Consider the following 25,736-nt stretch of genomic DNA (forward strand, 5'->3'; position numbering starts at 1 on the left):
ATATGTCAACATGATCACCACAGTCTCAAGCGGGTTTCTGCCAGACTGGGGCGATGGATCGCAAGGTGCTAAACGCTGCACTCAAATGAGCAACTTATGATCTGTAGGAAAGCAAAAACTGACCAACCTGAATCCGGCGTCAGCCTGAATTCTATTGATGCAGGTCAATGCGCAGCGCTAGCGAATGGCGTTCATGTAGAACCGTTCAGGTCGCCTCGGGGTCATTCATCCTTTGTAATCTCAAATTGAGACTGCATGAAGAGACCGGAAGTTTCGAAACCCAATCTCAGCTCTTTTAGGAGTTTGATGACATGAAGCTCAAGTTTCCAACTGCATATACAATTCTGTTTGCGTTGATAGCACTGGTCGCCATTGCAACCTGGTTTGTTCCCGCTGGCCAATATGACCGCGTCGCTAACGAAGCCCTGGGACGCGATGTTCCGGTACCGGGCAGCTATCAGGTTGTCGAGCCCAATCCGCAGGGGTTCTATGATGTCGTACTGGCCCCTATCGGGGGGTTCTATGACCCTGTCAGTTATGAAGCGCGGGCGATTGATGTTGCACTTTTTGTGCTGGTGATTGGCGGTTTTTTGGGAGTTGTAACGCGAACCGGGGCGATTGACGCCGGGATTGCGCGCGCAATGGTGCGTCTAAAGGGGCGCGAGAAATGGATGATCCCCATCTTGATGGCCTTCTTTGCTGCGGGGGGCACAATCTATGGCATGGCCGAAGAGTCACTGGCTTTTTACGCGCTGATCATCCCAGTGATGATTGCCGCGCGCTATGACGCGGTAGTGGGTGTGGCCATCATCATGCTGGGGGCGGGGGTTGGCACGCTGGGATCGACGATTAACCCGTTTGCCACAGTCATCGCCTCGGATGCGGCGGGGGTGCCCTTCACCAATGGCATAATGCTGCGCTTTGCGCTGTTGCTGGCATGCTGGTTGGCCTGTGTGGTCTTTGTCATGCGATATGCAGCCAAGGTCAAAGCCGATCCGGATCTGTCCATCGTTGCCGACAAGCGCGAAAGCAATGAGGCGCATTTCTTCAAAGGTGGCCGCACGGGCGGTGAAGCTCCGACCTTTACGGGTATGCATGGGCTGATCCTTTTGATCTTTGCGGCCAGCTTTGGCGTGATGATCTGGGGTGTCGCGGCAGGAGGCTGGTGGATGGCCGAGATGTCCGGCCTGTTCATTGTGTCCTCGATAATCGTGGGATTGATCGCACGGATCGGGGAAGAGGAATTCACCTCGACCTTCGTTGACGGTGCCCGGGATTTGCTGGGCGTTGCGCTGGTGATCGGGATCGCGCGCGGGATCGTAGTGGTCATGGACGCAGGAAACATCACCGATACCATTTTGTATTGGGCCGAAGGTGCCGTGGATGGTTTGGGCAAAGTGGCCTTTATCAATGCGATGTTCGCCTTGCAGGGGCTGTTGTCCTTCCTCGTCCCGTCATCCTCGGGCTTGGCGGTTCTGACCATGCCGATCATGGCGCCGCTAGCAGACTTTTCCGGCGTAGAACGGTCCTTGGTCGTGACGGCCTATCAGTCAGCCAGCGGTTTGGTGAACCTGATTAACCCCACCTTTGCGGTGGTCATGGGCGGGCTTGCCCTGGGGCGTGTGCCCTATGAACGCTGGCTCAGGTTCATGTGGCCGCTTTTACTGATCCTGATCGTCATCATCATGGCCGGGCTCAGCCTTTCCGCGTTGGCATGAGGTCGCATTATGCCCACCGACACCCGATCTAAACCCAAAGGAACCCTTGGGTTCTGGATGTGCACCGCGCTGGTGGTGGGCAATATGATCGGGTCCGGTATTTTCCTGCTGCCGTCTTCTCTGGCCGTGTTCGGGCCAATCTCGATGGCGGGATGGGTTCTGACCGCAGGTGGCGCGATTGTGCTGGCCTTGATCTTTGGACGGCTGGCGCGATTGTCTTCCAATACCGGCGGGCCATACGCTTATGCGCGCGAGGGCTTTGGTGATTTTGCCGGTTTCCTGATTGCTTGGGGCTATTGGATCGCGCTGTGGTCTGGGAATGCCGCCGTTGCCGTCGCCTTTGCTGGCTATCTCAGCTTTATGGTACCCGCCATCGGGGAAACTGCGCTCGCGGGATTGGCGGTCTCACTTGGTGCGATTTGGCTGCTCACCTGGGTCAATCTGCGCGGCGTTCGGCAGGCCGGGATTGTGCAAGTGCTGACCACGGTGATGAAGCTGGCCCCGCTGCTGGTGCTGATCCTGCTGGGACTGTCCCATGTCCAACCGGCCAACTTCCGGCCGGCCAACCTTAGTGGAATGTCGAACATATCGGCGATCTCGGCCTGCGCGGCGTTGACGCTTTGGGCCTTTGTGGGGCTCGAATCCGCAACGGTTCCGGCGGGCGATGTCAGGAACCCTACCAAAACGATCCCTCTTGCGACGATTGTCGGAACCTGTGTTGCCGCATTGGTCTATATCGCCACGACCTATGTGGCGCTTGGGGTGGTGCCATCCGGCACGCTGGCCGGAAGCAACGCACCGCTGGCGGATGTTGCGCATGTGATGTGGGGGTTTGGCGGTGCGGTATTCATCGCGGTCGGGGCCTGCGTTTCGACCTTCGGCACGCTCAACGGATTTGTGCTGCTGACCGGACAAGTTCCACTGGGCGCTGCCCGCGACGGGTTGTTCCCGGCCGGTTTTGCCCGGGTGTCACGGACTGGTACGCCGGCATTTGGCCTGATCTCTTCAAGCCTGCTAGCCAGCGCTCTGATCGCTATGAACTATACCCGATCCCTGGCTGAACAGTTTGAATTCATCATTCTGTTGGCCACCCTATCCACGCTGGTTCCCTACCTGCTTTGCGCAGGTGCCGAAATTATGATCCGCGCAAAACGCAAAGAACGCACCCGCCTGCCACCGCAGGCCTTTGTGCTGGCGGGTCTCGGTTTTGTCTATTCATTCTGGGCGATTTTCGGCGCTGGAAAAGACGTCGTTTTCTGGGGCGTCCTGTTGCTGTTGGCTGGGTTGCCCATCCATGTCTGGCTGCGTTGGCAGTCCGGCGCGATTACATCAAAGGAGATATCATGACTGGATTTGGCGCACATTCCGAGATTGGGAAACTTCGAAAGGTGATGGTCTGCGAACCGGGTCTGGCCCATTCCCGCCTGACCCCTGGCAATGCGGCAGAGTTGCTTTATGACGATGTCCTTTGGGTGCACAAAGCCCGCTCTGACCATGCCGATTTCCGCATGAAGATGGAGGATCGCGGGGTTCGGGTTTTAGAATTCCAGACGCTGCTTGCAGAAACGCTGAAGGACAAGGGAGCCCGTAATTGGGTTCTGGACCGCCGCATTACCGAGAATCAGGTGGGCGTCGGTATGCTGAATGAGCTGCGCGGCTGGCTGGATGAGATGGCGGCCAAGGATCTGGCCAGATATCTGATCGGCGGTATCGCGGTCGAAGATATGCCGTTCAAACCCTCAGGTATGTTCGGCAGCTATCTGGGGCCATTGGGCTTTGTGATTCCACCGATTCCAAATACGCAGTTCACTCGTGACAACAGTTGCTGGATCTATGGCGGCGTGACGGTCAACCCGATGTACTGGCCGGCGCGGCGCCCCGAAACCCTGTTGGTGACCGCGATCTACAAGTTCCACCCCGAGTTCCGCGACGCAGATTTCGAGATCTGGTGGGGTGACCCAGACAAGGATCACGGCGCGGCCACGGTCGAAGGCGGTGATGTCATGCCCTGGGGCAATGGCAGTGTGTTGATCGGCATGGGCGAACGCACCAGTCCGCAGGCGGTTGGTCAGGTCGCCCGCGCTCTGTTTGCCAAAGGCGCGGCGGAGAGGGTTGTTGCCTGTCAGATGCCCCGCAGCCGCGCGGCTATGCATCTGGATACAGTGTTCAGCCATTGCGACCGTGAGACCGCGACTGCCTATGTTGATGTCTGTAACGACATCCAGTGCATCAGCCTGCGCCCCGGAAACAAAGAGGACACGATCGACTTCCGGCGCGATGACAAACATCTGTTCGATGTGGCCGCCGAATGCCTGGGGATCAAATCTCTGAACATCGTTCAGACAGGCGGAGACGCATTTAATCAGGAACGCGAGCAATGGGACGACGGCAACAACGTGGTGGCGTTAGAGCCCGGCGTGGTCGTCGCCTATGACCGCAACACCTATACCAACACGCTGCTGCGCAAGGCGGGGGTCGAGGTGATCACGATCTCGGGCTCGGAACTGGGGCGTGGGCGAGGCGGCGGGCATTGCATGACCTGCCCGATCTGGCGTGACCCTGTGGATTACTGAAAAAGGAGATTGACCAATGGCATTTAATATCAAGGGCCGCAGCTTTCTGAAACTGCTCGATTTTGACCAACGTGAGCTGCGTTATCTGCTGGACCTGTCGCGCGATCTGAAGCGCGCAAAATATGCGGGGTCTGAAATCCAGCATCTAAAAGGCAAGAACATCTGCCTGATCTTCGAAAAATCCTCGACCCGGACCATGTGCGCCTTTGAAGTGGCCGCGATGGATCAGGGTGCCGGTGTCACCTATCTTGGGCCCTCGGGGTCACAGATCGGGCATAAGGAAAGCATGAAGGACACTGCCCGTGTGCTGGGCCGCATGTTCGACGGCATTGAATATCGCGGTTTTGGGCAGGAACTGGCGGAAACTCTGGCCGCCAATGCGGGCGTGCCGGTCTATAACGGGCTGACCGATGAGTTCCACCCGACCCAGATGCTGGCCGATCTGCTAACCATGCAGGAATTTGGCGAAAAGCCCCTGCATGACATCAAATACGCCTATGTGGGCGACGGGCGGTCCAATATGGGCCATTCGCTGATGATCGCGGGCTGCATGATGGGGATGGACGTCCGCATCGCCGCCCCACGTGATCTGTGGCCGTCCGACGAATTCCGCGGTCCGGCAGAAGAAGCCGCCGGGCGCTACGGCGCGACGCTGACCATCACCGATGATCCTGCGGCCGCCGTGGATGGCGTGGATTTCATCCACACCGATGTCTGGGTTTCGATGGGCGAAGCACCCGAGGTCTGGGACAGCCGGATCAAGCAGCTGACCCCCTATCAGGTCAACAGCGCGCTAATGGCAGCGGCAAACAATCCAAACGTCAAATTCATGCATTGCCTGCCCGCCTTTCACAATACCGAGACTAAAGTGGGCGAAGACATCCACGAGAAATTTGGCATCACCGAAATGGAGGTCACCGAAGAGGTATTCGAAAGCCCCGCCGGTATTCAGTTTGAACAGGCTGAAAACCGGATGCACACGATCAAGGCGGTTCTGGTCGCCACATTGGGGGCCTGAGCCATGCGGATCGTCGTCGCCCTTGGGGGCAATGCGCTGCTGCGGCGCGGTCAGGCCCTGACCGCCGAGAACCAGCGTGAAAACACGGCCATCGCCGCTCAGGCGCTGGCCACCATTGCCGAGGGGAACGAGTTGATTGTGACCCACGGGAATGGCCCTCAGGTGGGATTACTGGCCCTACAGGGCAACGCCTATAAACCGGATGAGGCCTATCCGCTGGACGTGCTTGGGGCGGAAACCGAGGGCATGATCGGGTACATGATCGAGCAGGAGTTGGGCAACCGTCTGCCGCCCGAGACGCCTCTGGCCACGCTGCTGACCATGATTGAGGTCGATGCCAAGGATCCCGCCTTTGACGACCCCACAAAATTCATCGGTCCGGTATATGACAAACCCGAGGCTGAACGAATGGCCGCCGACAAGGGCTGGCAAATTCGTGCGGATGGTGACAAATGGCGACGGGTTGTTGCCTCTCCGCTGCCGAAACGGATTTTTCAAATCAGGCCGATTAAATGGCTGCTGGAACGGCAAACCGTGGTGATCTGCGCCGGTGGCGGGGGCATTCCCACGGCCTATACTTCTCCGGGTTATCTGGAGGGGATAGAAGCGGTGATCGACAAGGATCTGGCCTCAGAGCTGCTGGCCCGAGAGGTCGGCGCCGATCTGTTCATTTCGGCAACGGATGCTGATTGTGCCTATCTGGACTGGGGTACCGATACTCAGCGTGGCATAAAAGCCGCCTCACCAGATGCCATGGCCAAGTTCAATTTCGCCGCCGGTTCGATGGGCCCAAAGGTCGAGGCCGCCGCCCAGTTTGCGCGGCTTACCGGCAAATCCGCAGCCATCGGCGCACTGGCCGATCTGGCGGATATCGTTGCGGGCAGGAAGGGCACAACCATAAGCAAAGACGCAGCTGAAATCCTATTTCACGACTAACTCAGATGATTGCTGGGGCTGACGGCACCTCTAACAGAACCGCCAGCGTGTTCAGTTCCACCTAAGTGGTTCTGTTTGAATTCTGGCAACAAGGGCGAGGCGGCACCGGACGTGTATTCTCCAGAACCAATAACGGCTTGAACTTTCATTTTCTTTGCGCGACTTGAAAGCATGAAGACTTTGAACTGTCCAAACTGCGGTGCGCAAACCCCGATTGCGCTGAAAGGGATAAAGGTTGCCACCTGTGCGTCCTGCGGTACGACGTTGATGATCAATGATGTCCAGGTTCAATCGGCGGGCCAGCAGGGTGAGATGCACGATGCACCGCTTTTGTTCGGGATAGGCGATCAAGTGCAACTGGGTCGAACGTCGACATTGATTCTTGGTCATGCGCGCTATTCCTACGGGCGGGGGTTCTGGGATGAGTTCTGCGGTGTCGATGGTGATGGCCGCACCTGCTGGATATCGCTCGATGAGGGAGATGTCGTTCGGCAGAAACGCTTGACCGAAAAGGACACGCCGAAATTCATGCCTCCGTTCAAGCTGGGCGAAACGCTGGATTTCGACGCGGCCACATTCACGGTTACCGAAGTTGAGCATGCCGAATGCATCGCCCTGCGCGGACAGTTCGATGAGGTGCTAAAGGTCGGGGAAAGCCATGAATTCGTGAACGCTTCCGCCGGGGATGAGGCTTTGTTGTCCGGTGAATTCTGGCCGGGTCATGCGATCTGGTTCTACGGTCGGTGGTATGACGCATTTGATGTGAAGGTTCAGCGGCAGTCATGACCCGAAATCCAAGTCTTCTTTCGATCAACTGCACTTGCTGCGGCGCCGGTCTGGATGTGCTGGGCGGGGGCAGGGTGATCGTGCAGATCTGTTCCTATTGCGGGGCCGAACTGGATGCACAGAACAACTACCGGACTCTACGCCAGTTCAAGGATCAGAAACGCCCGGAAACTCCGCTTTCGATTGGGATGAGTGGGTCGTTGTATGGTGCTGAGTTCACCATAATCGGTCTGATCGAGCATGCCGAACGCTGGGGCGGACGGGTCTATCAATGGATAGACCATCAGCTCTATTCGCCAACTCACGGCTATGCCTGGCTAACGCTTGAGGCGGGGCATCTGGTGTTTTCCAAACGCTATCGCGGATCGGCCTGGATGTCGGAGCGGTGGGTTGAGACAGCGGAATCTCCTCCCTCTGTGACGACCGAGGATGGGCGCTTTGTGTATTACGAGACCACCACAAGCGCGGTCACCTATGTCGAGGGCGAATTCACCTGGACGCCTTCACTGGGCGAAAAGACAACGACGATTTCAGCGATGTCTGATACGGCGATGCTGGGGTTTTCAACCACTGGGTCCGAACGCGAGACCTATCGCACGTTCTATGTTTCGAAACAGCAGGCCGAAGCAGCTTTTGGGGTTTCATTGAACCTGAACCCACATCGGGTGCATCCGCTGCAACCTTTCATCGAGGGCCCAAACTATAGATTTCTGCTGGTCGTATCATTCGTGTTTACGATCCTCTGTCTTGTGATGGCGGTCTCCTTCTCTCAACGATCAGGAGAGAGGGCGATAGAGCGTCAGGCGCTAAAACGTGGCGACTTCCCGGCCGAGATCACAATCCCGCTTGAAGCCAATAGCCAACTGACGAAGGTTTCCTTTTCGGGCAATGTTGAAAACAGTTGGATCTATCTGGACATCGAGCTGCTTGATCCGGACGGAGAGCCGGTGTTCCAGGCGGGTCGGACGATCGAATATTACACCGGCCGCGACTCGGACGGCACATGGCGTGAAGGCAGCAAATTTGCGAGCCTGACGTTTCGGCCAGATCGCACGGGTGACTACACATTGGCACTGGACGTGCCAGAGCAGGGGCTTTGGAACGGGTCGGGCGTAGGCCATGTACCGGGGCAGCCGTTCAGCCAGTTGCAAGTCAGAGTTATAACCGGACTGTCCAGTGGTCTTTGGTCATTCGCGCTGGCCGGGGTTTTTGGAGCGCTGTTCCTGTTTCAGTTCGGGCGCAAATGGTTGCATCAACGCGCCCGGTGGTCGGGAACTGATTGGGTAGATGAGGATTAAAGTGACAGCTTTCAGGATCATTTTCATCGTCATTTCGACCCTGGCCGTGGCCGCCACGGGTTATGTCTCGTGGCATGGGTATTGGGCTGAAAGCCGTGACTTGGACACTTCGGTTCGGGTCGGCAGCGGTGGCGGCGGGTACTATCGGTCAAATCGGATAAAATAGTGAGGGATCAATGGATTATATAGCAGCAATTCAGATTGCAGAAATCATCAGCACAATCTTTTACACCCTTCTGGGTGTGACGCTGATGTGGGTCGTGTGGAAGGTGATCGACTGGATGACACCCTTCTCGGTCGTGCACGAGATCGAAAAAGATCAGAACATCGCGTTGGCGATCCTGATCGGGCTGCTGTTTGTAGCAGTTTCCATCATCATCGCGGCCGTCATCCTGTCATGACCCAGCCCCGCGCGGTTGAGGCGCGTGCCGCGTGGTTGTTGCTGGCCACCTTTCTGGTGGCCGTAGCCGGGCTGATCTACGAGCTGATTGCCGCCACCTTGTCCAGTTATTTGCTGGGGGATTCCGTCCGCCAGTTTTCACTGGTAATTGGCATCTTTCTGTCGGCGATGGGAGTAGGTGCTTGGCTGTCGCGCTTTGTCTCGGATGCGTTTTCCGGTTTTGTCTGGGCGCAGATCCTACTGGGCATCGTTGGCGGTTTTTTGGCGCCGGTGCTGTTTCTGAATTATGCGTGGTTGGGGCAGGTGGCCTTGCCGCTTTACGGCGCTTTGATTGCCATTGGCATCCTGTCCGGGATGGAGATCCCATTAATTGCCCGTGTGCTTGAACAGATCGGGGCGCTGAAGTTCCGATTTGAGAACGTGCTGAGCGTCGACTACATCGGAGCGCTGGTCGCCTCATTGGCTTTTCCACTATTGGTGATCCCGTATCTGGGGCTGATGTCGGCGAGTCTGGCTTTTGGCGGTCTAAACCTTGCCGTGGCTGGCCTGTCTCTGCTGGTGTTTCGGGAATGGGCTACGCGGGTCCAGGTGGCAGTCTGGGCGGTGGCCTTTGTGGCAACGCTGGGCGCACTGTGGCAGTCCGAACGGCTGGTCTCGGTCGCCGAGGCCGAACTGTTCGAAGATGATGTCATCCTGTCCGAGGCCACGTCGTATCAGCAGATCACCGTCACCCGGTACCGCGACCGGGTGCGCCTGTTTCTGGATCATTCGATCCAGTTCGATTCCCTTGACGAACACCGCTATCACGAGCCGCTGGTGCACCCGGCCATGGCCCTTGCGCCGCGCGCGCTTGACGTTCTGATCTTGGGGGGCGGAGACGGCATGGCCGCGCGCGAGGTGCTGCGCTATCCCGAGGTGCAGTCTGTGACGCTGGTGGATCTTGATCCGCGTGTGACGCAGTTGTTTCGCGACCATCCAGATCTGTCCAAGCTGAACGACAATGCTCTCAGCGACCCGCGCGTGACGGTTGTCAACGAAGATGCCTGGAGATTTCTGGAGTGGGAAACCCAGATTTACGACGTGGTGATCATTGATCTGCCAGACCCCAAATCCATCGCCTTGTCCCGGTTATACACCAAGCAATTCTACGGCTTGCTGGCCGAACGGCTAAGCGGGCAGGGGGTCTTTGTCACTCAGGCCGGATCACCGTTCTTTGCCCGACAGGCCTTTTGGTCGGTGGCCGAAACGATCGAGAGCAGCCGCAATCCGCAAAGACCCGGGCGGGGACTGCAGGCGGTTCCCTATCACAGCTACGTGCCGAGCTTCGGCGAATGGGGGTTTGTTCTGGCTACATTTGAACCATTGACCGACCGTAGAATCGAACTGCCGGATGGGTTGAGCTATCTCGACGATGATGTTTGGCGCGCGGCACAGATTTTTGGCGGTGATACCGACCGGATCGATGCCGAACCTAATACACTGCAATCGCACGCATTGATGGGATATTACTTAGACGGTTGGGACTACTGGTTCCGGTAAACCGCGGTTGACGCGCGTAATTTCAACTCGGGCAGGGCGCAGGTGCTTCTCAAGATATGCGACCGCTTTGTCCGGTTGCGTTGTGCCACACATGAAGATTTCCATGGCGGCATAATCATTTTCCGGCCAAGTGTGGATCGAGATATGCGATTCTGCCAGCAACAACACCCCGGTCACACCGCCGTGCCCGCCAAATTTGTGGAACTTGCCCGACAGTATCGTTGCGCCAGCCTCCCGCGCCGCGCGGCTCAGTGCCTCTTCGATGCGCGTTACGTCGGTTAGGTATTGGCTGCCGTAATGATCGACCAGAATATGCATTCCCGAGCCAGCCAGCGTGCCTGTGTCAGCGTTTTTGATTGCCGGTATGGTCATGATCCTGGTCCTTTCTGCGATTTGATTTTTCGCAGATTCTTAGGGGTTTGTGCGCGGCAAGTACCTAGTTGGCTTCGCCCTTCAGGGCAATGGAAATGAAATTGAGGGACGCAAAGAGGACTTTTCGAATTTAATAGTTAAGAAAGAAGAACGTACTCAGGTTAAATTTTCTCTTGATCAAATGGGACGCAGCTTTCCACGATAATGCTCGACCTAAGGTCCAGACTTGCGTGTCATGGTTTTGGGGTGAAGGGCCGAGACGATAGGGTTTCACTGGACAGTAATTTGGAATTTTATCCTTGTAAATCTTCCACCAAATGGAATAAATGCAAGGTATGATCAAGCGCGGTGATAGAAAGTCAGTTGAAGACTCTCTCGAGAACCAGGCGGGCGTAGTCCTGCTTGGGCCGCGGCAAGTTGGGAAGACAACCCTCGCGCAGGATATCGCTGAAAGCCGTGACGCTGTCTATCTTGATATGGAGAGATCTGCTGATCGCCAGGTGCTCGAAGAGCCAGACCTCTATCTCGACGAGCAGGTTGGGCGCCTGGTGGTGATCGATGAAGTTCAGCTTATGCCAGGCCTGTTTAAGGCATTACGCGGTCAGATTGACCGACGACGAAGACAAGGGTATCGGACTGGGCAATTCCTGCTGCTGGGGTCGGCCTCGAACACGCTTCTGCACCAAAGCGCAGAATCCTTGGCTGGCCGGGTCAGCTATCACGAGCTGGCGCCTTTCATTTTGTCGGAAACCGGAGTGGACTCGATCTCTGCGCTGTGGTTGCGGGGTGGGTTTCCAGATAGCTTCCTTGCCAAGAACGACAAAACCAGCCTGGCATGGCGCGAGGATTTCATCCGCACCTATCTGGAACGCGATGTTCCGGCTTTTGGGTTGCGCATCCCGGCGGAAACATTGCGCCGGTTCTGGACGATGCTTGCCCATGAGCAAGGCGGGTTACTCAATGCGGCGAAACTTGCGGGAAACCTGGGTGTCTCTGGCCAGAGCGTTGCGCGCTATCTTGATTTGCTGGTCGACCTGATGCTGGTGCGCCGTTTGCAGCCATGGCATTCCAATGCCGGAAAACGTTTGGTCAAGTCTCCCAAGGTCTATATTCGCGATTCCGGGTTGGCCCATGCACTTCTTAGGATCGAAACGCAAGAAGACCTACTGGGGCATCCGGTTGTCGGCGGCAGTTGGGAAGGGTTCTGCATCGAAAACCTGATCGCCGCGGCACCGCGCGGAACAGAAGCAAGCTTCTATCGCTCTTCAGCAGGGGCTGAGGTGGATTTGATGTTGAAACTTCCCCGCGGCGGCCTCTGGGCCATAGAGATCAAGCGGTCGACATCAGCGAAGGTCACGCGTGGGTTTCACATCGCGACAGAAGAACTGGACGTCTCAGAGCGCATCCTTGTCTATGCCAACGACAAGGAAGTGCCGGGGCAGGGAGGTGTACGAGCTATGCCTCTCATGAGCGCGATGAAACGGCTGGCGTCTGCGTAGACGCAAGAGGGACCGCGCCATTGGCTCAACGTCATGCTCTAAATTCGAAGAAAACGTGGTCGTAGAAGCTATCGAATCCGACTGCTTGTAGTAGATTTCCCGAAGGAGTAGTCACGTTGACCGCCAGCCCGACAGGGACAGCTGGTTTACAGACGGTTGAAAGCTCTACAGAAAAACGCCTGTTTTGATTATTCCAAGCCTGCGCTTCTGCCGCGTCTCAACAAATTGAACCGAAAGCGGCGAGGGTCTCAAGCCGCTACTGAAAGGGAGCAGTACGGACAGGATACGGGATTTTCAGCGCATCTGCCCCGGTTCGTGGCTATACAATAGTCAAGACACTCGTTAAGGGGCTGTCTTTACCCATGGATGATGCATTGATTGCAATACCGCACAATCCCATCTCCTGACCGATGAAAAGAACCACCGCTGTGAAACAAACCATTGCAAATGCGCTGGCTCGCAAGGGCTATGACACCTTAACCCAAGTTCAGCAGGCTGTAACCCGGCCCGAACTGGAAGGGAAGGATATGCTGGTTTCGGCCCAAACCGGATCGGGTAAAACCATCGGGTTTGGCCTGGCGATTGCGCCGCGACTTTTGGGTGACGCTGAGACTTTCGAAACCTCGGGCGCACCGCTGGCACTTGTTGTAGCACCAACAAGGGAACTGGCGCTGCAGGTCAAGCGTGAACTGAGCTGGTTGTTCGCCGATGCGGGCGCGTTTCTGGCGTCCTGCGTCGGAGGCATGGATATTCGGGATGAACGCCGTGCATTGGCGCGTGGCGCGCATATTGTTGTCGCCACTCCGGGACGGCTGCGGGATCATATCATGCGGGGCTCGATCGACCTGACGGCCATTCGCGCCGTGGTTCTTGATGAGGCCGACGAGATGTTGGATCTCGGGTTCCGAGAGGATCTGGAATTCATTCTGGATGAAACACCATCAGACCGTCAGACTTTGCTGTTTTCTGCCACTGTCCCACGTGCGATTGCCAATCTGGCGACACGGTATCAGCGCGATGCAGAACGTGTGAGCACCGTCAGCGAAAAGACGCAGCACGCCGATATCGATTATCGTGCTATGTTGGTCGGCCCGCGCGACGGCGAGAATGCAATTATCAATGTGTTGCGCTATTATGAGGCGCCGAACGCCATCGTGTTCTGCAATACCCGCGCGATGGTGTCACGTCTGACAGCGCGCCTGTCAAACCGGGGCTTTTCGGTCGTCGCCCTATCCGGAGAATTGACCCAGAGCGAGCGCTCGAACGCCTTGCAGGCCATGCGCGATGGGCGTGCCAGGGTCTGTGTGGCAACGGATGTTGCCGCCCGCGGTATTGATTTGCCTAACCTTGATTTGGTGGTCCATGCGGAACTGCCAAACAGCCATGAAACACTGCTGCACCGCTCGGGTCGAACAGGCCGGGCCGGGCGCAAGGGTGTCAGCGCACTAGTGGTTGCACCCGCGTCGCGGAAAAAGGCGGAACGTATTCTGAAATTCGCCAAGCTGACCGCCGATTGGGGGACAGCCCCGTCAGCCGAAGAGGTGACCGAACGCGATCAGGTGAGAATGTTCGCATCAGATGACTGGCAAGCAGAGATCACGGAAAGTGAACGCGCAGCAGTTCAGAAAATGGTAGAGAGCTTTGCCCCTGAGCAGATTGCAGCAGCTTACCTGCGGCAGTACAAGCTGCGTCATTCCGCGCCAGAAGAGTTGTCGACGGTCGATCAGCAAAGCCAGAAACCGCGCGCGGCCTTTGGCCCCAGCGTCTGGTTTTCGCTGTCCGAGGGGCGCAATCAAAATGCGTCGCCGCGTTATATGCTGCCGATGATCTGCAAGTCAGGCAATCTGACGAAGGATGACATTGGGGCCATCCGGATTGCCGATGATGTGACCTATTTCGAGATACGTGAGCCCAGCGTCGAAGGGTTTCTGACAGCCGTTGGGCCCGAGATGAAGATCGAAAAGGTCAAGAATCTCGTGCGTCTGGACACGGCACCGGACTTTGCTGCAACTGGCCGGACCAAGCCCATCGGAAAGCAAAGAGGCAAACCGATTACGAGCAAACGAGATACGACTCCGACCGAACGGAGCAGCACTGCAACTTATGGACGTCGCAAGCCTGAATCCGAGGGCCGGGCACCTTCCAGCCCTGCAGAACGTCCCACAAGGGCCGTCAAATCAGCCAAAGTAGAACGCCAGCGTGCTTCGAAAGACGAGGCAGATGCCTTGTTCAAACCGGTTGGTGCAAAGCCAAAGGCACGTAAGGGCGGTAAATCTGAAGCCAAAGGCGGCGACATCAAATCTGCCCGAACAGCATCAAAGGGTCCACCTCCACCCAAAGGTAAGTCAAGCAGCAAGAAGAACCGAGCGCGAGTCGCAGCGGCCAAATCTACAAAAGGTGGCGATTCTGTCCCGAAACGGCGGAAGACTTAGCCTGCATTCCATTCCGAACCTGGTTTTTTGGCTCTGGGCATTACCTTTAAGGGACAATGGAAGGCATGGGCGAAAGAAACCGCTCCATCACGACCGGGATCGGACTATCCCCACAATGTACCTTTGGTTCACAGGTCGGGATTGTGTGAGAGGCTCACCATGGAGAGCCGGACAAGCCTATCCAGTTTCTGTACCACGCGGGTAGCAGAGACGCTGGTGGAAACCATTAGGCAGAGGTTCTTTCGTATTCGTTTGCTCCCAGAAAATTTGGCGAACTTCACATCAGAACGAGGAAAGCTTCGCGGACAGGTCGAAACCCATGTCTGTAATTGTCGAGAGGCAGATATAACTGCCTCTCGACAAATTGAACCACAATGGCTGCCTATCTGTTGAGGAACTCCATTTCGTACTTATCCTCAACATCGGGCACTGGATGCTCAGCGTGAAGCGACGAGACAATACCATAGATCATGAACAACAAGATCACGGCGATTGGTAGCCCTGCGACGATGGACGCTGTCTGTAGCGCGCTCAACCCACCGGCCAGCATTAGGACACCGGCAACAACGCCTGCGGTAATACCCCAAAACACACGGAACTTGATTGGCGGATGCTCGTCACCCATCGACAGCATTGTGCACATCACCAGTGTCCCCGAGTCAGAAGACGTGACAAACCACGAAATCAGCAGAACCGTAATCAACACTGTGATCGGGTACACCAACCATGTGTAGCCAAATCCTTTGACCGTTTGGAATACGCCAGCGGCGTAGTCATTGTTGACCGCCTCGACGACACCTGCGTCGTAGAACAGATCAACCCCGGCTGCAGCGCCACCAAAGACACCCATCCAGAGCATCACGACTGAGGTTGGGATAAGAAGAACGCAATAGCAGAATTGCTTGATCGTCCGCCCCTTTGAAACCCGCGCAATGAACAGTCCAACAAACGGGCACCATGCGATCCACCAGCCCCAGTAAAAGATCGTCCACCAGCTCTGCCATTGGTTTTCGGGCTCACCGTTGATCCAGAAACCCATGGGTATCACCGTCCAGAGGTAATCTCCAAATCCGGATATGGTTATGCCCAACAGGAATGCCGTGGGTCCCAGAATGATGAACAGGAGCAGCAGGCCAACACTTGCCATAACGTTGGCTTCAGACAAGATACGCACGCCTTTGCCAACACCCGATGCAGCAGAAGCCGTGCCAAGACAGGTGATGATTGCGACGAGGATCAACTGATTTGTCTGGGTGTTTGCCATCCAGCCAAGATCCTCAAGACCGGCGGCGATTGGTGTGACGCCCAACCCCAATGAGGTTGCGAGGCCAAAGATTGTACCAAATACGCCAATCAGATCGACGAGATGACCCCAGGGACCATAGATCCGTTCCTTCAGCACAGGATAAAGAGCGGTGCGCAAAGTCAGAGGAAGCCCATGGCGGTACGAGAAATATGCAAGGCAGAGGCCAACCAGCACATAAAGGGCCCAACCGTGGAAACCCCAGTGGAAATTCGTGATCGTTACCGCAGAAACCGCGGCGTCAACCGAACCTGGTTCAATTCCCGCCCGCTCAAGGAATGGGCTGCCTTGGATATGGAACATTGGCTCTGCAACACCCCAATAGATCAGACCAGATCCCAAGCCCGCACTAAACAGCATGCAAATCCATGAAAACGTTGAAAAATCTGGCTCGTCATCATCCTTGCCCAGCTTCACGTGTCCGAACCGGCTGATCATAAGCCAAATTACGAAAAACAGTGCCGCGTTAACGACCAGTACATAGAACCAGTCCAGGCTACCGATGATGAAGTTTTTACCTGTCGCAAAGATCGCACTTGAAGCTTCAACATCACGGATCGTGAAAAACACAAATCCCAATATCATCACCATCGAAGCGATACCCATCGTCGGATTCATACCTTTGAACAAGCCGCTCTTTGCTACAAGATTGTCAGGTTTCTGTGTTGATTGATCACTCATTTTGCACCTCTTAGACCTGTTGTTTCGGCTTACCGTGTTGAACCCGCAGCGCCCTGACGGGCGGAGGTTGCGAGCCAGGACTGGAACGCCTCTTCCAGGCGCCCGTGGTTGGTGGCCCACCACTCGGCGTCCGACAGAATGTAAAGATTGTCTTCATACGCCGGACCGTTCGGGATGCGCTCCAAAACGTCGTCTGACAGGAGTGTCATCGAAGATTTTCGGGTTGGACCATTTGGCAGGTGCCCGACCATATCGGCCAGCGAATTTGAGCTGCTAGCAAAGCGAATAAAATCAATGGCCTCTTCTTTATTCTGGCTTCCTTTTGGAATGCCGAACAGATCCAGCTCAATCACACGGCCGTCCATGTTGACCGTAAAATCGGAACCGTCTTCCTGGGCGGCCGTTGCACCGGTAGTGGCCCAGATCGATGACATCGCAATGTCACCAGAGTTCAGCAGACGTACGGGTTCACGCCCGGTTTCCCAGATTTGCAGGCCGGTTTTTATGTCGTCCATCTTTTTCAGCGCGCGCTCAACACCTTCTTCGGTTTCGAGCGTTGGATACACATCATCGCGGGCTACGCCGTCGGCCATAAGGGCCCATTCCATGATCACTGTCGGATCATTTCGGATGGCACGTGGCCCAGGATAGGTTTCTGTGTCGAAGAAATCCGAAATGGTTGATGGAGGCGTTTCTGCGAATTGAGAATTGTTATACGCATATGCGGTGCCCCATACGATGACTCCTACGCCACAATCATTCAGGGCACCTTCGACAAAATCCTCTCGAAATGGTGTGCCATCGACGCCATCAGGCAGTTCTATGTCAGATATATTCTCCAGCAAGCCCTCTTCGCAGGCGCGAAGTGAATCTGCTTGCGTAAGGTCGACCACATCCCAAATCACATTTGCGCTTTCGACCTGATCGCGGATTTCCGAGATGCCACCATTGTAATGTGCAACATGCACATCGGCGTTTTTGGCTTGCTCATAAGGGCGCACAAACCCAAGCATCTGACTTCGCATGTAAGGGCCGGTCCAGGATGTGAAGGTGATGGACGGCCCGGGCTCTGGGATTGTGGTTTCGCTCTCAGAGTTACTTTGCGCCATCGCATTACTCAAAGAGAGAGTAGAAAACAGCGCAGCTATCATTATCCGACAGCCCCTGACCGCCTTTAGCCTATAGTACATCATCAAATTCCTCCCTAGTCGCTTCTAATTTTGTATAAGCGCTTTGTTTGGGTCGTCCTCCTGGTCAATTCCCAGCACATTCAGCAAGAATACATCAAATTCACCCTGATGATCAGCAATAATCAAAAATTGCGAAAGCTAAATACGACTATTCCGCCAGACAGAGCGACAGATTTGGCAGAGCCACCAAGAAACAAGGCTTGCGGTTACAGGCTGTTTTCCAGAAGCCAGCGATACAGAGAAACCGGTTCCTGTTCATCGACCACAGTTAATTACGGACCTGATCTTGGGGCCTATCTCACCTTCGGCGAAAGAGCCTCAGGGGCGTGCGCAGGCGCTGGAATGACGACGCCCACGGGCGTAAAATTGATGTTTTTTCTCAAAACCTTGATGTGTCATCGCAATAAATCTGACCGACAGATCGCCAAATTGAATGCACACACAGCGTTTCAAACACGCTCAACCGAAAGGGACCAAGAAATGAAAAAGGCACTGATTTCCTTCGTCACCGCGTTCGCCATTGTTCTGAGTGCTGGAATGTCCATGGCGCACCCGTTGGATGGCTACGACCACCAAACTTCCAAAGCGTCTGGCCCTGGCTTCCATTTGAACTCAGAACTATCGAGTTCGGAACCTTGTGCTTCATGCACTGATGCATGGGGATAAACTTTGACAGCGGATGCTTTGGGGTTTTACCTTCTCCCTCACGTTGCTTTGTCGCGAGAACCTATGACCCGTGGCGGTGCCGACGAGGCGTCAGGTTTCGGATTCCCGATTTGTTGGCCCCACTTTACACTAATCTCGACACGAAAAAGCCGTCCTTAATTGCGACGACGCGAGCACTATGCGCTAAGTTTCAATAGCTGGGCGTGGTGAACGCTCGAATCATGTCGGCAAAACCATATCGGAAGTTTCGCCACCGATCTGCGAGAGTTGTTTTTACCCTCACTTGAACGTTAAAGCCCTCCGCGTGGTTGCGTTGTTCTTTCGCCGAAATTTTAAAGGGGATTTTATATCTACGCTGCAGCTTGTCTACGATATGAATTTCCAACTTTCTGGTGTCACCAATCTCCAGAAGTGTTTCGCTGTGTTCGACATTATGGATCGTCGTTCCGGCATAATGATGAATTCGCCCGTTGTGTGCGCCGTGGACAAAAAGCTGCGCACTTTCACCAGCGTCGATTTCTTTGTTGAATGGCTTATCGTCCGGTTCACCCTGCCAACGCATTCGATGACCTTCGTACCGGCGTGTCGCAGGATCATAAATTAGTGCTGATGCAACGGAGAGTGTGTCGCGTTTCACTGGGTACCCGAAGAAACTCGGTACGTTAGTGATGTTCAAGCGTGACGAACTGAATTTATCGCCGTTATCCAATTTGCCGCTGCGACTGCCGCTGCCAGTGACCCGAACCTTGGGGAGCTTTATCCTATGCCGTACGAATAGCAAAATGAACGATGTGAGAATTCCAAGCCAGTAGTCAGCTGTGGAGATGACGCCTCCTGCCGCTCCAAGTACGTCGAAAATGACACTCAACAAACCATCTTCGCTGCCGCCGTTCGGCACAGGATCAGTCGCCACGTTGCTTCTCTCGCATATATGTACCTTCGTCAATCTTTGGCCGCTCAAAATATAGTGTGTAAGTGTCCGGGAAAACACCCCACCACCGGCATTGCGCCGAAAGAATCTACCAAAAACCGAAGCTATTTGAACACTCGCCCAAAAAAACACCCCACAACTTTAAACGGAGCGACACTTTTTCAGGTCATTGCAATCATTGGTCGGAGTGAGAGGATTCGAACCTCCGACCCCTGCCTCCCGAAGACAGTGCTCTACCAGGCTGAGCTACACTCCGACCGTGGCGGGTGATTTATACCTGAGGGTTTGGATGTGCAAGAGGGATTCTGGGTCTGGTTTGTGATTAGTAACAGGCTTTGGACAGGCTCAAAATCCCTGTGATTAGCCCCATGTCAGATCAGGCGGTCAGTGCGATAAAGTCGGATTTTTGTGCCGCCGTGATCCACTACCGGCCCTGCCGGAAGCAAAGGAAGGCGCGTGGCATGGGCCAGGGATGGGGTGCTTGTTACGATGCCAACGCGCCAGCCTTTGAAGCGTGACATCAGAACCTTGCCGAAACTCCCATACAAGGATCGCAGACGTTTTTCATCGCCTATCCTGGCGCCATAAGGGGGGTTTACGATCACTAACCCCTCAGCACCTTGCGGGGGCTTCAGATCGCTGACGGAGTGGCAATGAAATGTTGTATTGGTCGAAACACCGGCTTGTTCCGCATTGGCTTTTGCGGCCTCGATCGCGCCTGCATTCCTGTCGGAGCCGAAGAACTGAACCTCGGGGGCAGGGGGTTTTGACCCGGCGCGCATGTCGGACCAGATGTCGGGATCAAAACTCCTTAGGCTTTCGAATGCAAAATTACGCGTACGACCGGGAAGCAGGCCCAACGAGATCTCGGCAGCCTCGATGACGAAAGTGCCCGACCCGCACATGGGATCCAGCACCGGTTCGGTCCCGCGATAGCCACATTCACGCAGGAACATGGCCGCCATTGTCTCGCGCATGGGGGCCTTGGCGACGGAAGTCTTGTGACCTCGCTTGTGCAGGGGCTCTCCGGAGGTGTCGATCGAGAATGTGCAGATGTCTTTCTCAATCCGCAAAAGCACGCGCAGGGCTGCATCTGTCGAGATTGGAGTCCCTAGTGTCTCGGCCAGCGCTCGCTCGATCCTTTGGCGCGCGGCACCTGCATGATAGATGCGCGATTTGCGGCTTGTCGCCTCGACTTTTACCGGCACTTCCGGGCGCAGGAAATCTGACCACGGAAATTTTCTGGCGCGTTTGTCCAGTTGTGCCAGATGGACAGCGGGAAAGCTGCCAATCCGAACCAGAACTTTATTTGCGCCCCGAAGGCAAAGGTTGGCACGCCATACTTCGGGCCACCCGCCCCGACAAACCACGCCACCAGCAATGACCTTGGCATCGGCGAATCCCTGTTCGGTGGCCTCGGCATGCAGCGGCACCTCTAGTCCGGGCGTTGCTACCAGAAAAATTTCCAGATCGTTCGTTTGTTCCATCAAGGGTGCTTACACCGGACATGATCGGGGCGCGACAGGCAATTTCAGCGAAAGTGATACAAGAAAGTGAATACCGTGAGGGAATTTTGACGGTTACAGGTTTGCTTTTGGTATCATCCCCGCGTAAAGGGGCCACAATCAGAGGGACGGCCGCGGATTTCAGTCGCAATTCGACGCTTTTGCGACGACTGCTTGGAATTCTCGCGTTATTGTCTGACACTAGATAGGTGTTGGCTCAGCCGGCACAGGTAAAGAGGCTTGGAAGACCGTAGCGACATGCAAACTTTCAAACTGAAAAAAGGGTTGGAGTTGCCGGTGCAAGGCGCACCGGAGCAAACCATCCATCCGGGTCCAGAATTCAAGACTGTTGGGGTTTTGGGGGGCGATTACCTTGGCTTGAAACCGCGAATGCTGGTTCAGGAGGGGGATGACGTTCAACGTGGCACTCCGCTATTCTGTCACAAGGACGCACCCGAGGCGATGATGGTCGCCCCGCTAAGTGGTAAGATCGTTGCCATCAACCGTGGTGCGCGCCGGGTTTTGCAGAGCGTTGTGATCGAGGTTGCGGATGCCAACGACACGGGTATCGATTTCTCGGGAGTTGGTGATGCGGACAGCGCCGAGGGTGTCACCGCCAAGCTATGCGCCGCGGGGCTGTGGACCGCTTTCCGTACGCGTCCCTATTCCAAGATGCCAGTTCCGGGCACCAAGCCAGCAGCGATTTTCGTCACAGCCATGGATAGCGAGCCACTGGCCGGAGATGCAGAACTCATCATCAATGACGCGGGCAAAGCATTTGCGGATGGTCTGGTAGTCGTATCCAAGCTGTCCGAGGGCAAAACCTATTTGTGCCAGCAGGACGGTGCTTCGGTTCCGGGTAGCGATCTGCCAGGCGTAGAGGCGGCGGCATTCTCTGGTCCGCATCCTGCGGGTTTGGCCGGTACCCACATCCATTTCCTCGAACCGCTTGCGGGCGAAAAGCAGGTCTGGACCATCGGGTATCAGGATGTCATCGCGATTGGCCGCCTGATGCAGACGGGCCATCTGGACCCTAATCTGGTGATCGCCCTGACTGGCCCGGGTGCCCGTCAGCCGCGCCTGATCCGTACGGTGATGGGAGCGTCGACCGAAGACCTGACCCGGGATGAGATTGATGTGGAGGGCACGGCACGGATCATTTCGGGCTCGATCCTATCTGGTCAGCATGCGGATGGCCCAACGGCTTATCTGGGGCGTTTTGCAAGGCAGATGACCATCATCCGTGAGGACCACGACCAGATTCCGATGGGTTGGATCCGCCCGATGCCTTCGAAATTTGCGGTTCAGCCGGTGCTGGGTTCTGCTTTCACCAAAAAGCTGTACGCGCTCAGCTCGAATCTGAATGGGGGGCGCCGCGCCATGGTGCCCACGGGTACGTTCGAAGAGCTGATGCCGCAGGACTATCTGCCGACGCAACTGCTGCGGGCACTACTGGTGATGGACACCGATACCGCGCAAGCTCTGGGCGCGCTCGAGCTGGACGAAGAGGATCTGGGCCTTGTCGGCTTTGCCTGTCCGGCAAAATATGAATACGGGCTGGCGCTGCGCGACTGCCTGAACAAGATTGAAAAGGAGGGCTGATCCAAATGGGTTTGCGCAGCTTCTTCGATCGGATCGAGCCGAACTTTACCAAGGGCGGCAAGTACGAAAAGTATTTCCCCATCTACGAGATGGTCGAAAGCTTTATCTACACTCCGAAAACCGTGACCTCTGTGGCCCCGCATGCGCGGTCTTACGTGGATATGAAGCGGATCATGACCTATGTCGTGATCGCGACCATTCCCTGTATCCTTTGGGGGATGTGGAACACCGGCTATCAGGCCAACTCGGCTATCGCCAGCCTCGGGCCGGACTCTGCCGCCGGTTGGCGCATCGCTCTGCTGCAGATGTTTGGTATCTCGCTGAACCCCAGCAGTGTCTTTGCAAATGTGATGCACGGGTTGATGTATTTTCTGCCTATCTACATCGTCACACTGGTCGCAGGCGGCATATTCGAGGTCATCTTTGCCACCGTGCGCGGTCATGAGGTGAACGAAGGTTTCCTCGTAACATCAATGCTTTACACGCTGATTATGCCGGCCACTACACCCTTGTGGCAGGTGGCTTTGGGCATCATCTTCGGTGTGGTTATCGGCAAAGAGGTATTTGGCGGCACCGGCAAGAACTTCCTTAACCCCGCGCTGGTTGGTCGTGCGTTTTTGTACTTCGCTTATCCTGCGCAGATGTCGGGGGACTCGGTCTGGACCCCGGTTGACGGGTTCTCGGGTGCAACCGCGCTGGCGGTGTCAGCGGCCGAGGGCGTACAGGCTCTTGCTGCCGAAGGGATCACATGGTCCAGCGCTTTTTACGGCACCATTCAGGGCAGCTTTGGCGAGACCTCGACCTTGGCCTGCTTGATCGGTATGGCCTTCTTGCTGATGACCAAGATTGCCAATTACCGCCTGATCGTTGGCTGTCTGACCGGGACCATCGGATTTACTCTGCTGCTGAACCTGATCGGGTCGGATACCAACCCAATGTTCGCGATGCCCTGGTACTGGCATGTTGTTCTGGGTGGCTATGCATTTGGCCTGACCTTCATGGTCACCGAACCGGTTTCCGCCAGCCACACCAATCTGGGCCGCTATATCTATGGCGCCTTGATCGGTGTGATGGTTGTGATGATACGCGTGATTAATCCGGCCTTCCCCGAAGGCATGATGCTGGCCATCCTGTTCGGCAATGTCTTTGCACCGCTGATCGACTATTTCGTCGTGCAGGCCAATATCAAACGGAGGGCGCGTCGCCATGTCTGATCCGCAACCTCAAGAACCCAAGGGCGCATTGGCTCGCTTTCTGGCCGCCTCGCCGGATTCGGTTGGCAAGACGATCTTCGTCGCCGTTGCCGTCTGTCTTGTTGCCTCGATGGTGGTCTCCGCCGCTGCGGTCAGCCTGCGCCCGGTGCAAGAAGCCAACGCGCTGAAGGACAAACAGGTTAACGTTTTGCAAGTGGCTGGTGTCTTCGAGCCGGGCATAGATGTGACCGAAGCCTTCGCTGCGTTCGAGCCGCATGTGCTCGAGCTTGCCACCGGCGAATTTGTCGACGATCAGTTCGATCCGGCAACCTTTGATGACCAGGCTGCTGCAAGTGATCCTGAACTCAGCGTAGCATTGGACACTGACCCGGCGGGTATTGGTCGTCAGGCCAAGTACCGAGTGATCTATCTGTTGCGCGATGATGCGGGCGATTTAGACAAAGTGATCCTGCCGCTGCATGGTTATGGCCTGTGGTCGACGCTCTATGGTTTTATCGCTCTAGAAAATAACGGCAACGACATCTACGGCCTGCAGTTCTATCAGCATGGTGAGACCCCCGGCCTTGGCGCCGAGGTGGACAACCCGCGATGGAAAGGTCTGTGGAATGGCAAGAAATTGCGCGACGATTCAGGCGAGCTGCAGATTACCGTCGCCAAGTCGCAACCCGCCGCCGGTCCCGATTTCTATGTCGACGCGCTTGCTGGGGCTACTCTGACCTCGGTTGGTGTCGATAACCTGGTGAAATTCTGGATGGGTGACGCGGGCTACGCCCGGTTCCTGGCCAAACTGCAAGCAGGAGAGTTTTGATGTCTCAGACCAAGAAAGAGATGCTGGTCGACCCGCTTGTCGACAATAACCCGATCACGCTGCAGGTCCTGGGCATCTGTTCCGCGCTGGCCGTGACTTCCTCGTTGCAGGTGGCCTTTGTAATGGCGCTGGCTGTGACCTTCGTGACCGCCTTCTCGTCGATGTTCATCTCGATGTTGCGCAACCAGATACCCGGCTCAATCCGGATCATCGTCCAGATGGTGATCATCGCATCGCTGGTGATCCTGGTGGATCAGGTTCTCAAGGCCTATGCTTTTCAGATTTCGAAGACCCTGTCGGTATTCGTCGGGCTGATCATCACAAACTGTATCGTGATGGGCCGTGCCGAGGCATTTGCGATGAAGAACCCCCCAATCGCATCTTTTATCGACGGTGTTGGCAACGGCATGGGCTATGGGCTGATCCTGCTGCTAGTCGGCTTTATCCGCGAGCTGTTGGGGGCCGGGTCGCTGTTCGGTGTCACCATCTTGCAGACTGTGAACAATGGCGGCTGGTACGTGCCTAACGGTATGCTTCTGTTGCCGCCTTCGGCGTTCTTCATCATCGGCCTGATCATCTGGGCCTTCCGTACATGGAAGCCGAACCAGGTCGAAGAACGTGAATACAAAATCCAGCAGGTAGAGGCACACTGATGGAAGGGCTTATCTCACTGGCCGTAAAGGCCATCTTTGTCGAAAACCTTGCGCTCAGCTTTTTTCTTGGCATGTGTACCTTCATCGCCGTGTCCAAGAAAATCTCGACCGCGCTGGGTCTGGGGATCTCGGTCATGGTCGTGCAGGCGATCACCGTTCCCGCCAACAACCTGCTGCTGACCTATCTGTTGAAGCCCGGCGCATTGGCCTGGGCTGGGTTCCCGGATGTGGACCTGACCTTCCTTGGCCTGATCTCATATATCGGTGTGATAGCGGCCATGGTTCAGATCCTTGAGATGGTCTTGGACAAGTATTTTCCGCCGCTCTACAACGCGCTGGGGATTTTCCTGCCTTTGATCACGGTGAACTGTGCCATCCTGGGCGGATCGCTGTTCATGGTCGAGCGGGATTATAACTTTGCAGAGGCGACGACCTATGGTCTGTCCTCGGGCTTTGGCTGGGCGCTGGCTATAACTGCAATGGCGGGCGTGCGCGAAAAGCTGAAATACTCGGACATTCCCGACGGCCTTCAAGGTCTGGGGATCACCTTTATCACCGCGGGACTGATGGCGATGGCCTTCATGTCCTTCTCGGGCGTGAAACTGTAAGGGG

The 25,736-nt window shown here is 55.9% G+C and carries 22 protein-coding genes and 1 tRNA gene; 17 read left to right on the plus strand and 6 right to left on the minus strand.

The window, feature by feature from the left end; translation table 11 throughout:
* Positions 1-311: 311 nt before the first annotated feature.
* The 10 genes from AC2FIP_RS10250 to AC2FIP_RS10295 all read left to right on the plus strand — a co-directional run bounded on the left by AC2FIP_RS10250 (position 312) and on the right by AC2FIP_RS10295 (position 10,268).
* Positions 312-1,718 carry a YfcC family protein gene (locus AC2FIP_RS10250; RefSeq protein WP_496786260.1) on the plus strand — a complete coding sequence of 469 codons (1,407 nt, stop codon included), beginning with the start codon at positions 312-314 and terminating at the stop codon, positions 1,716-1,718.
* Positions 1,719-1,727: 9 nt separating this feature from the next.
* Positions 1,728-3,065, plus strand: coding sequence for an amino acid permease (locus AC2FIP_RS10255; RefSeq protein WP_496698375.1), 1,338 nt, complete (start codon positions 1,728-1,730; stop codon positions 3,063-3,065).
* Positions 3,062-4,291 (plus strand): arginine deiminase, encoded by a 1,230-nt coding sequence (locus AC2FIP_RS10260; protein WP_496786261.1) that lies wholly within the window; start codon positions 3,062-3,064, stop codon positions 4,289-4,291. The genes AC2FIP_RS10255 and AC2FIP_RS10260 overlap by 4 nt, the downstream gene beginning before the upstream one ends.
* Positions 4,292-4,307: 16 nt before the next feature.
* Positions 4,308-5,309 carry an ornithine carbamoyltransferase gene (gene argF, locus AC2FIP_RS10265; protein WP_496698377.1) on the plus strand — a complete coding sequence of 334 codons (1,002 nt, stop codon included), beginning with the start codon at positions 4,308-4,310 and terminating at the stop codon, positions 5,307-5,309.
* Between the two features lie 3 nt (positions 5,310-5,312).
* Positions 5,313-6,245: a carbamate kinase gene (gene arcC, locus AC2FIP_RS10270; protein WP_496786263.1), complete on the plus strand. Its 933-nt coding sequence runs from the start codon at positions 5,313-5,315 to the stop codon at positions 6,243-6,245.
* Between the two features lie 171 nt (positions 6,246-6,416).
* Complete coding sequence (locus AC2FIP_RS10275; protein ID WP_496727765.1) at positions 6,417-7,031, plus strand: DUF4178 domain-containing protein; 615 nt, start codon at positions 6,417-6,419, stop codon at positions 7,029-7,031.
* A complete protein-coding gene (locus tag AC2FIP_RS10280) occupies positions 7,028-8,329 on the plus strand; it encodes a DUF4178 domain-containing protein (RefSeq protein WP_496786264.1) in 1,302 nt (433 codons plus the stop codon). Before AC2FIP_RS10275 ends, AC2FIP_RS10280 begins: the two co-directional genes overlap by 4 nt.
* 1 nt (position 8,330) lies before the next feature.
* The gene (locus tag AC2FIP_RS10285) at positions 8,331-8,495 is read left to right on the plus strand and encodes a hypothetical protein (protein WP_496689284.1); all 165 of its coding nucleotides are present in this window, start codon (positions 8,331-8,333) and stop codon (positions 8,493-8,495) included.
* Between the two features lie 10 nt (positions 8,496-8,505).
* Positions 8,506-8,730, plus strand: a complete 225-nt coding sequence (locus tag AC2FIP_RS10290; RefSeq protein ID WP_142636390.1) for a DUF350 domain-containing protein — start codon at positions 8,506-8,508, stop codon at positions 8,728-8,730.
* Positions 8,727-10,268: a polyamine aminopropyltransferase gene (locus AC2FIP_RS10295; protein ID WP_496786265.1), complete on the plus strand. Its 1,542-nt coding sequence runs from the start codon at positions 8,727-8,729 to the stop codon at positions 10,266-10,268. The genes AC2FIP_RS10290 and AC2FIP_RS10295 overlap by 4 nt, the downstream gene beginning before the upstream one ends.
* Here the strand turns inward: AC2FIP_RS10295 and speD are convergent.
* Positions 10,239-10,640, minus strand: coding sequence for an adenosylmethionine decarboxylase (speD, locus tag AC2FIP_RS10300; protein WP_496786267.1), 402 nt, complete (start codon positions 10,638-10,640; stop codon positions 10,239-10,241). The two genes, AC2FIP_RS10295 and speD, sit on opposite strands and share 30 nt — an antisense overlap.
* Before the next feature lie 326 nt (positions 10,641-10,966).
* Between speD and AC2FIP_RS10305 the strand changes: the two genes are divergently transcribed.
* Together AC2FIP_RS10305 and AC2FIP_RS10310 are read left to right on the plus strand one after the other, a co-directional pair.
* A complete protein-coding gene (locus AC2FIP_RS10305) occupies positions 10,967-12,139 on the plus strand; it encodes an ATP-binding protein (RefSeq protein ID WP_496786268.1) in 1,173 nt (390 codons plus the stop codon).
* A gap of 428 nt (positions 12,140-12,567) precedes the next feature.
* Complete coding sequence (locus tag AC2FIP_RS10310) at positions 12,568-14,571, plus strand: DEAD/DEAH box helicase (RefSeq protein ID WP_496786270.1); 2,004 nt, start codon at positions 12,568-12,570, stop codon at positions 14,569-14,571.
* Positions 14,572-14,953: 382 nt separating this feature from the next.
* On the opposite strand, the gene AC2FIP_RS10315 is transcribed toward AC2FIP_RS10310, so the two are convergent.
* The 5 genes from AC2FIP_RS10315 to AC2FIP_RS10335 all read right to left on the minus strand — a co-directional run bounded on the left by AC2FIP_RS10315 (position 14,954) and on the right by AC2FIP_RS10335 (position 20,829).
* Positions 14,954-16,555 carry a BCCT family transporter gene (locus AC2FIP_RS10315; protein WP_496698393.1) on the minus strand — a complete coding sequence of 534 codons (1,602 nt, stop codon included), beginning with the start codon at positions 16,553-16,555 and terminating at the stop codon, positions 14,954-14,956.
* Positions 16,556-16,584: 29 nt separating this feature from the next.
* On the minus strand, positions 16,585-17,664 hold the full coding sequence (locus tag AC2FIP_RS10320; RefSeq protein WP_185956670.1) for an extracellular solute-binding protein: 1,080 nt from the start codon (positions 17,662-17,664) through the stop codon (positions 16,585-16,587).
* A 937-nt stretch (positions 17,665-18,601) separates the two neighbouring features.
* Positions 18,602-19,324 (minus strand): hypothetical protein, encoded by a 723-nt coding sequence (locus AC2FIP_RS10325; RefSeq protein WP_496786272.1) that lies wholly within the window; start codon positions 19,322-19,324, stop codon positions 18,602-18,604.
* 197 nt (positions 19,325-19,521) lie between these two features.
* A tRNA-Pro gene (locus AC2FIP_RS10330) sits at positions 19,522-19,598 on the minus strand.
* Positions 19,599-19,713: 115 nt separating this feature from the next.
* Complete coding sequence (locus tag AC2FIP_RS10335; protein WP_496786274.1) at positions 19,714-20,829, minus strand: THUMP domain-containing class I SAM-dependent RNA methyltransferase; 1,116 nt, start codon at positions 20,827-20,829, stop codon at positions 19,714-19,716.
* A gap of 276 nt (positions 20,830-21,105) precedes the next feature.
* Between AC2FIP_RS10335 and AC2FIP_RS10340 the strand changes: the two genes are divergently transcribed.
* From AC2FIP_RS10340 to nqrE, 5 genes are read left to right on the plus strand one after another with little or no spacing between them, the layout of a single operon-like run.
* Positions 21,106-22,449, plus strand: coding sequence for a Na(+)-translocating NADH-quinone reductase subunit A (locus AC2FIP_RS10340; RefSeq protein WP_496786275.1), 1,344 nt, complete (start codon positions 21,106-21,108; stop codon positions 22,447-22,449).
* Between the two features lie 5 nt (positions 22,450-22,454).
* The gene (locus tag AC2FIP_RS10345; protein ID WP_496786277.1) at positions 22,455-23,663 is read left to right on the plus strand and encodes an NADH:ubiquinone reductase (Na(+)-transporting) subunit B; all 1,209 of its coding nucleotides are present in this window, start codon (positions 22,455-22,457) and stop codon (positions 23,661-23,663) included.
* Positions 23,656-24,471, plus strand: coding sequence for a Na(+)-translocating NADH-quinone reductase subunit C (locus AC2FIP_RS10350; RefSeq protein WP_271948921.1), 816 nt, complete (start codon positions 23,656-23,658; stop codon positions 24,469-24,471). The genes AC2FIP_RS10345 and AC2FIP_RS10350 overlap by 8 nt, the downstream gene beginning before the upstream one ends.
* On the plus strand, positions 24,471-25,124 hold the full coding sequence (locus tag AC2FIP_RS10355) for an NADH:ubiquinone reductase (Na(+)-transporting) subunit D (RefSeq protein ID WP_142636378.1): 654 nt from the start codon (positions 24,471-24,473) through the stop codon (positions 25,122-25,124). The genes AC2FIP_RS10350 and AC2FIP_RS10355 overlap by 1 nt, the downstream gene beginning before the upstream one ends.
* Positions 25,124-25,732 (plus strand): NADH:ubiquinone reductase (Na(+)-transporting) subunit E, encoded by a 609-nt coding sequence (gene nqrE / locus AC2FIP_RS10360; protein ID WP_142636377.1) that lies wholly within the window; start codon positions 25,124-25,126, stop codon positions 25,730-25,732. The genes AC2FIP_RS10355 and nqrE overlap by 1 nt, the downstream gene beginning before the upstream one ends.
* Positions 25,733-25,736 lie beyond the last annotated feature (4 nt).

Source organism: Ruegeria sp. CDSB114, assembly GCF_059611025.1.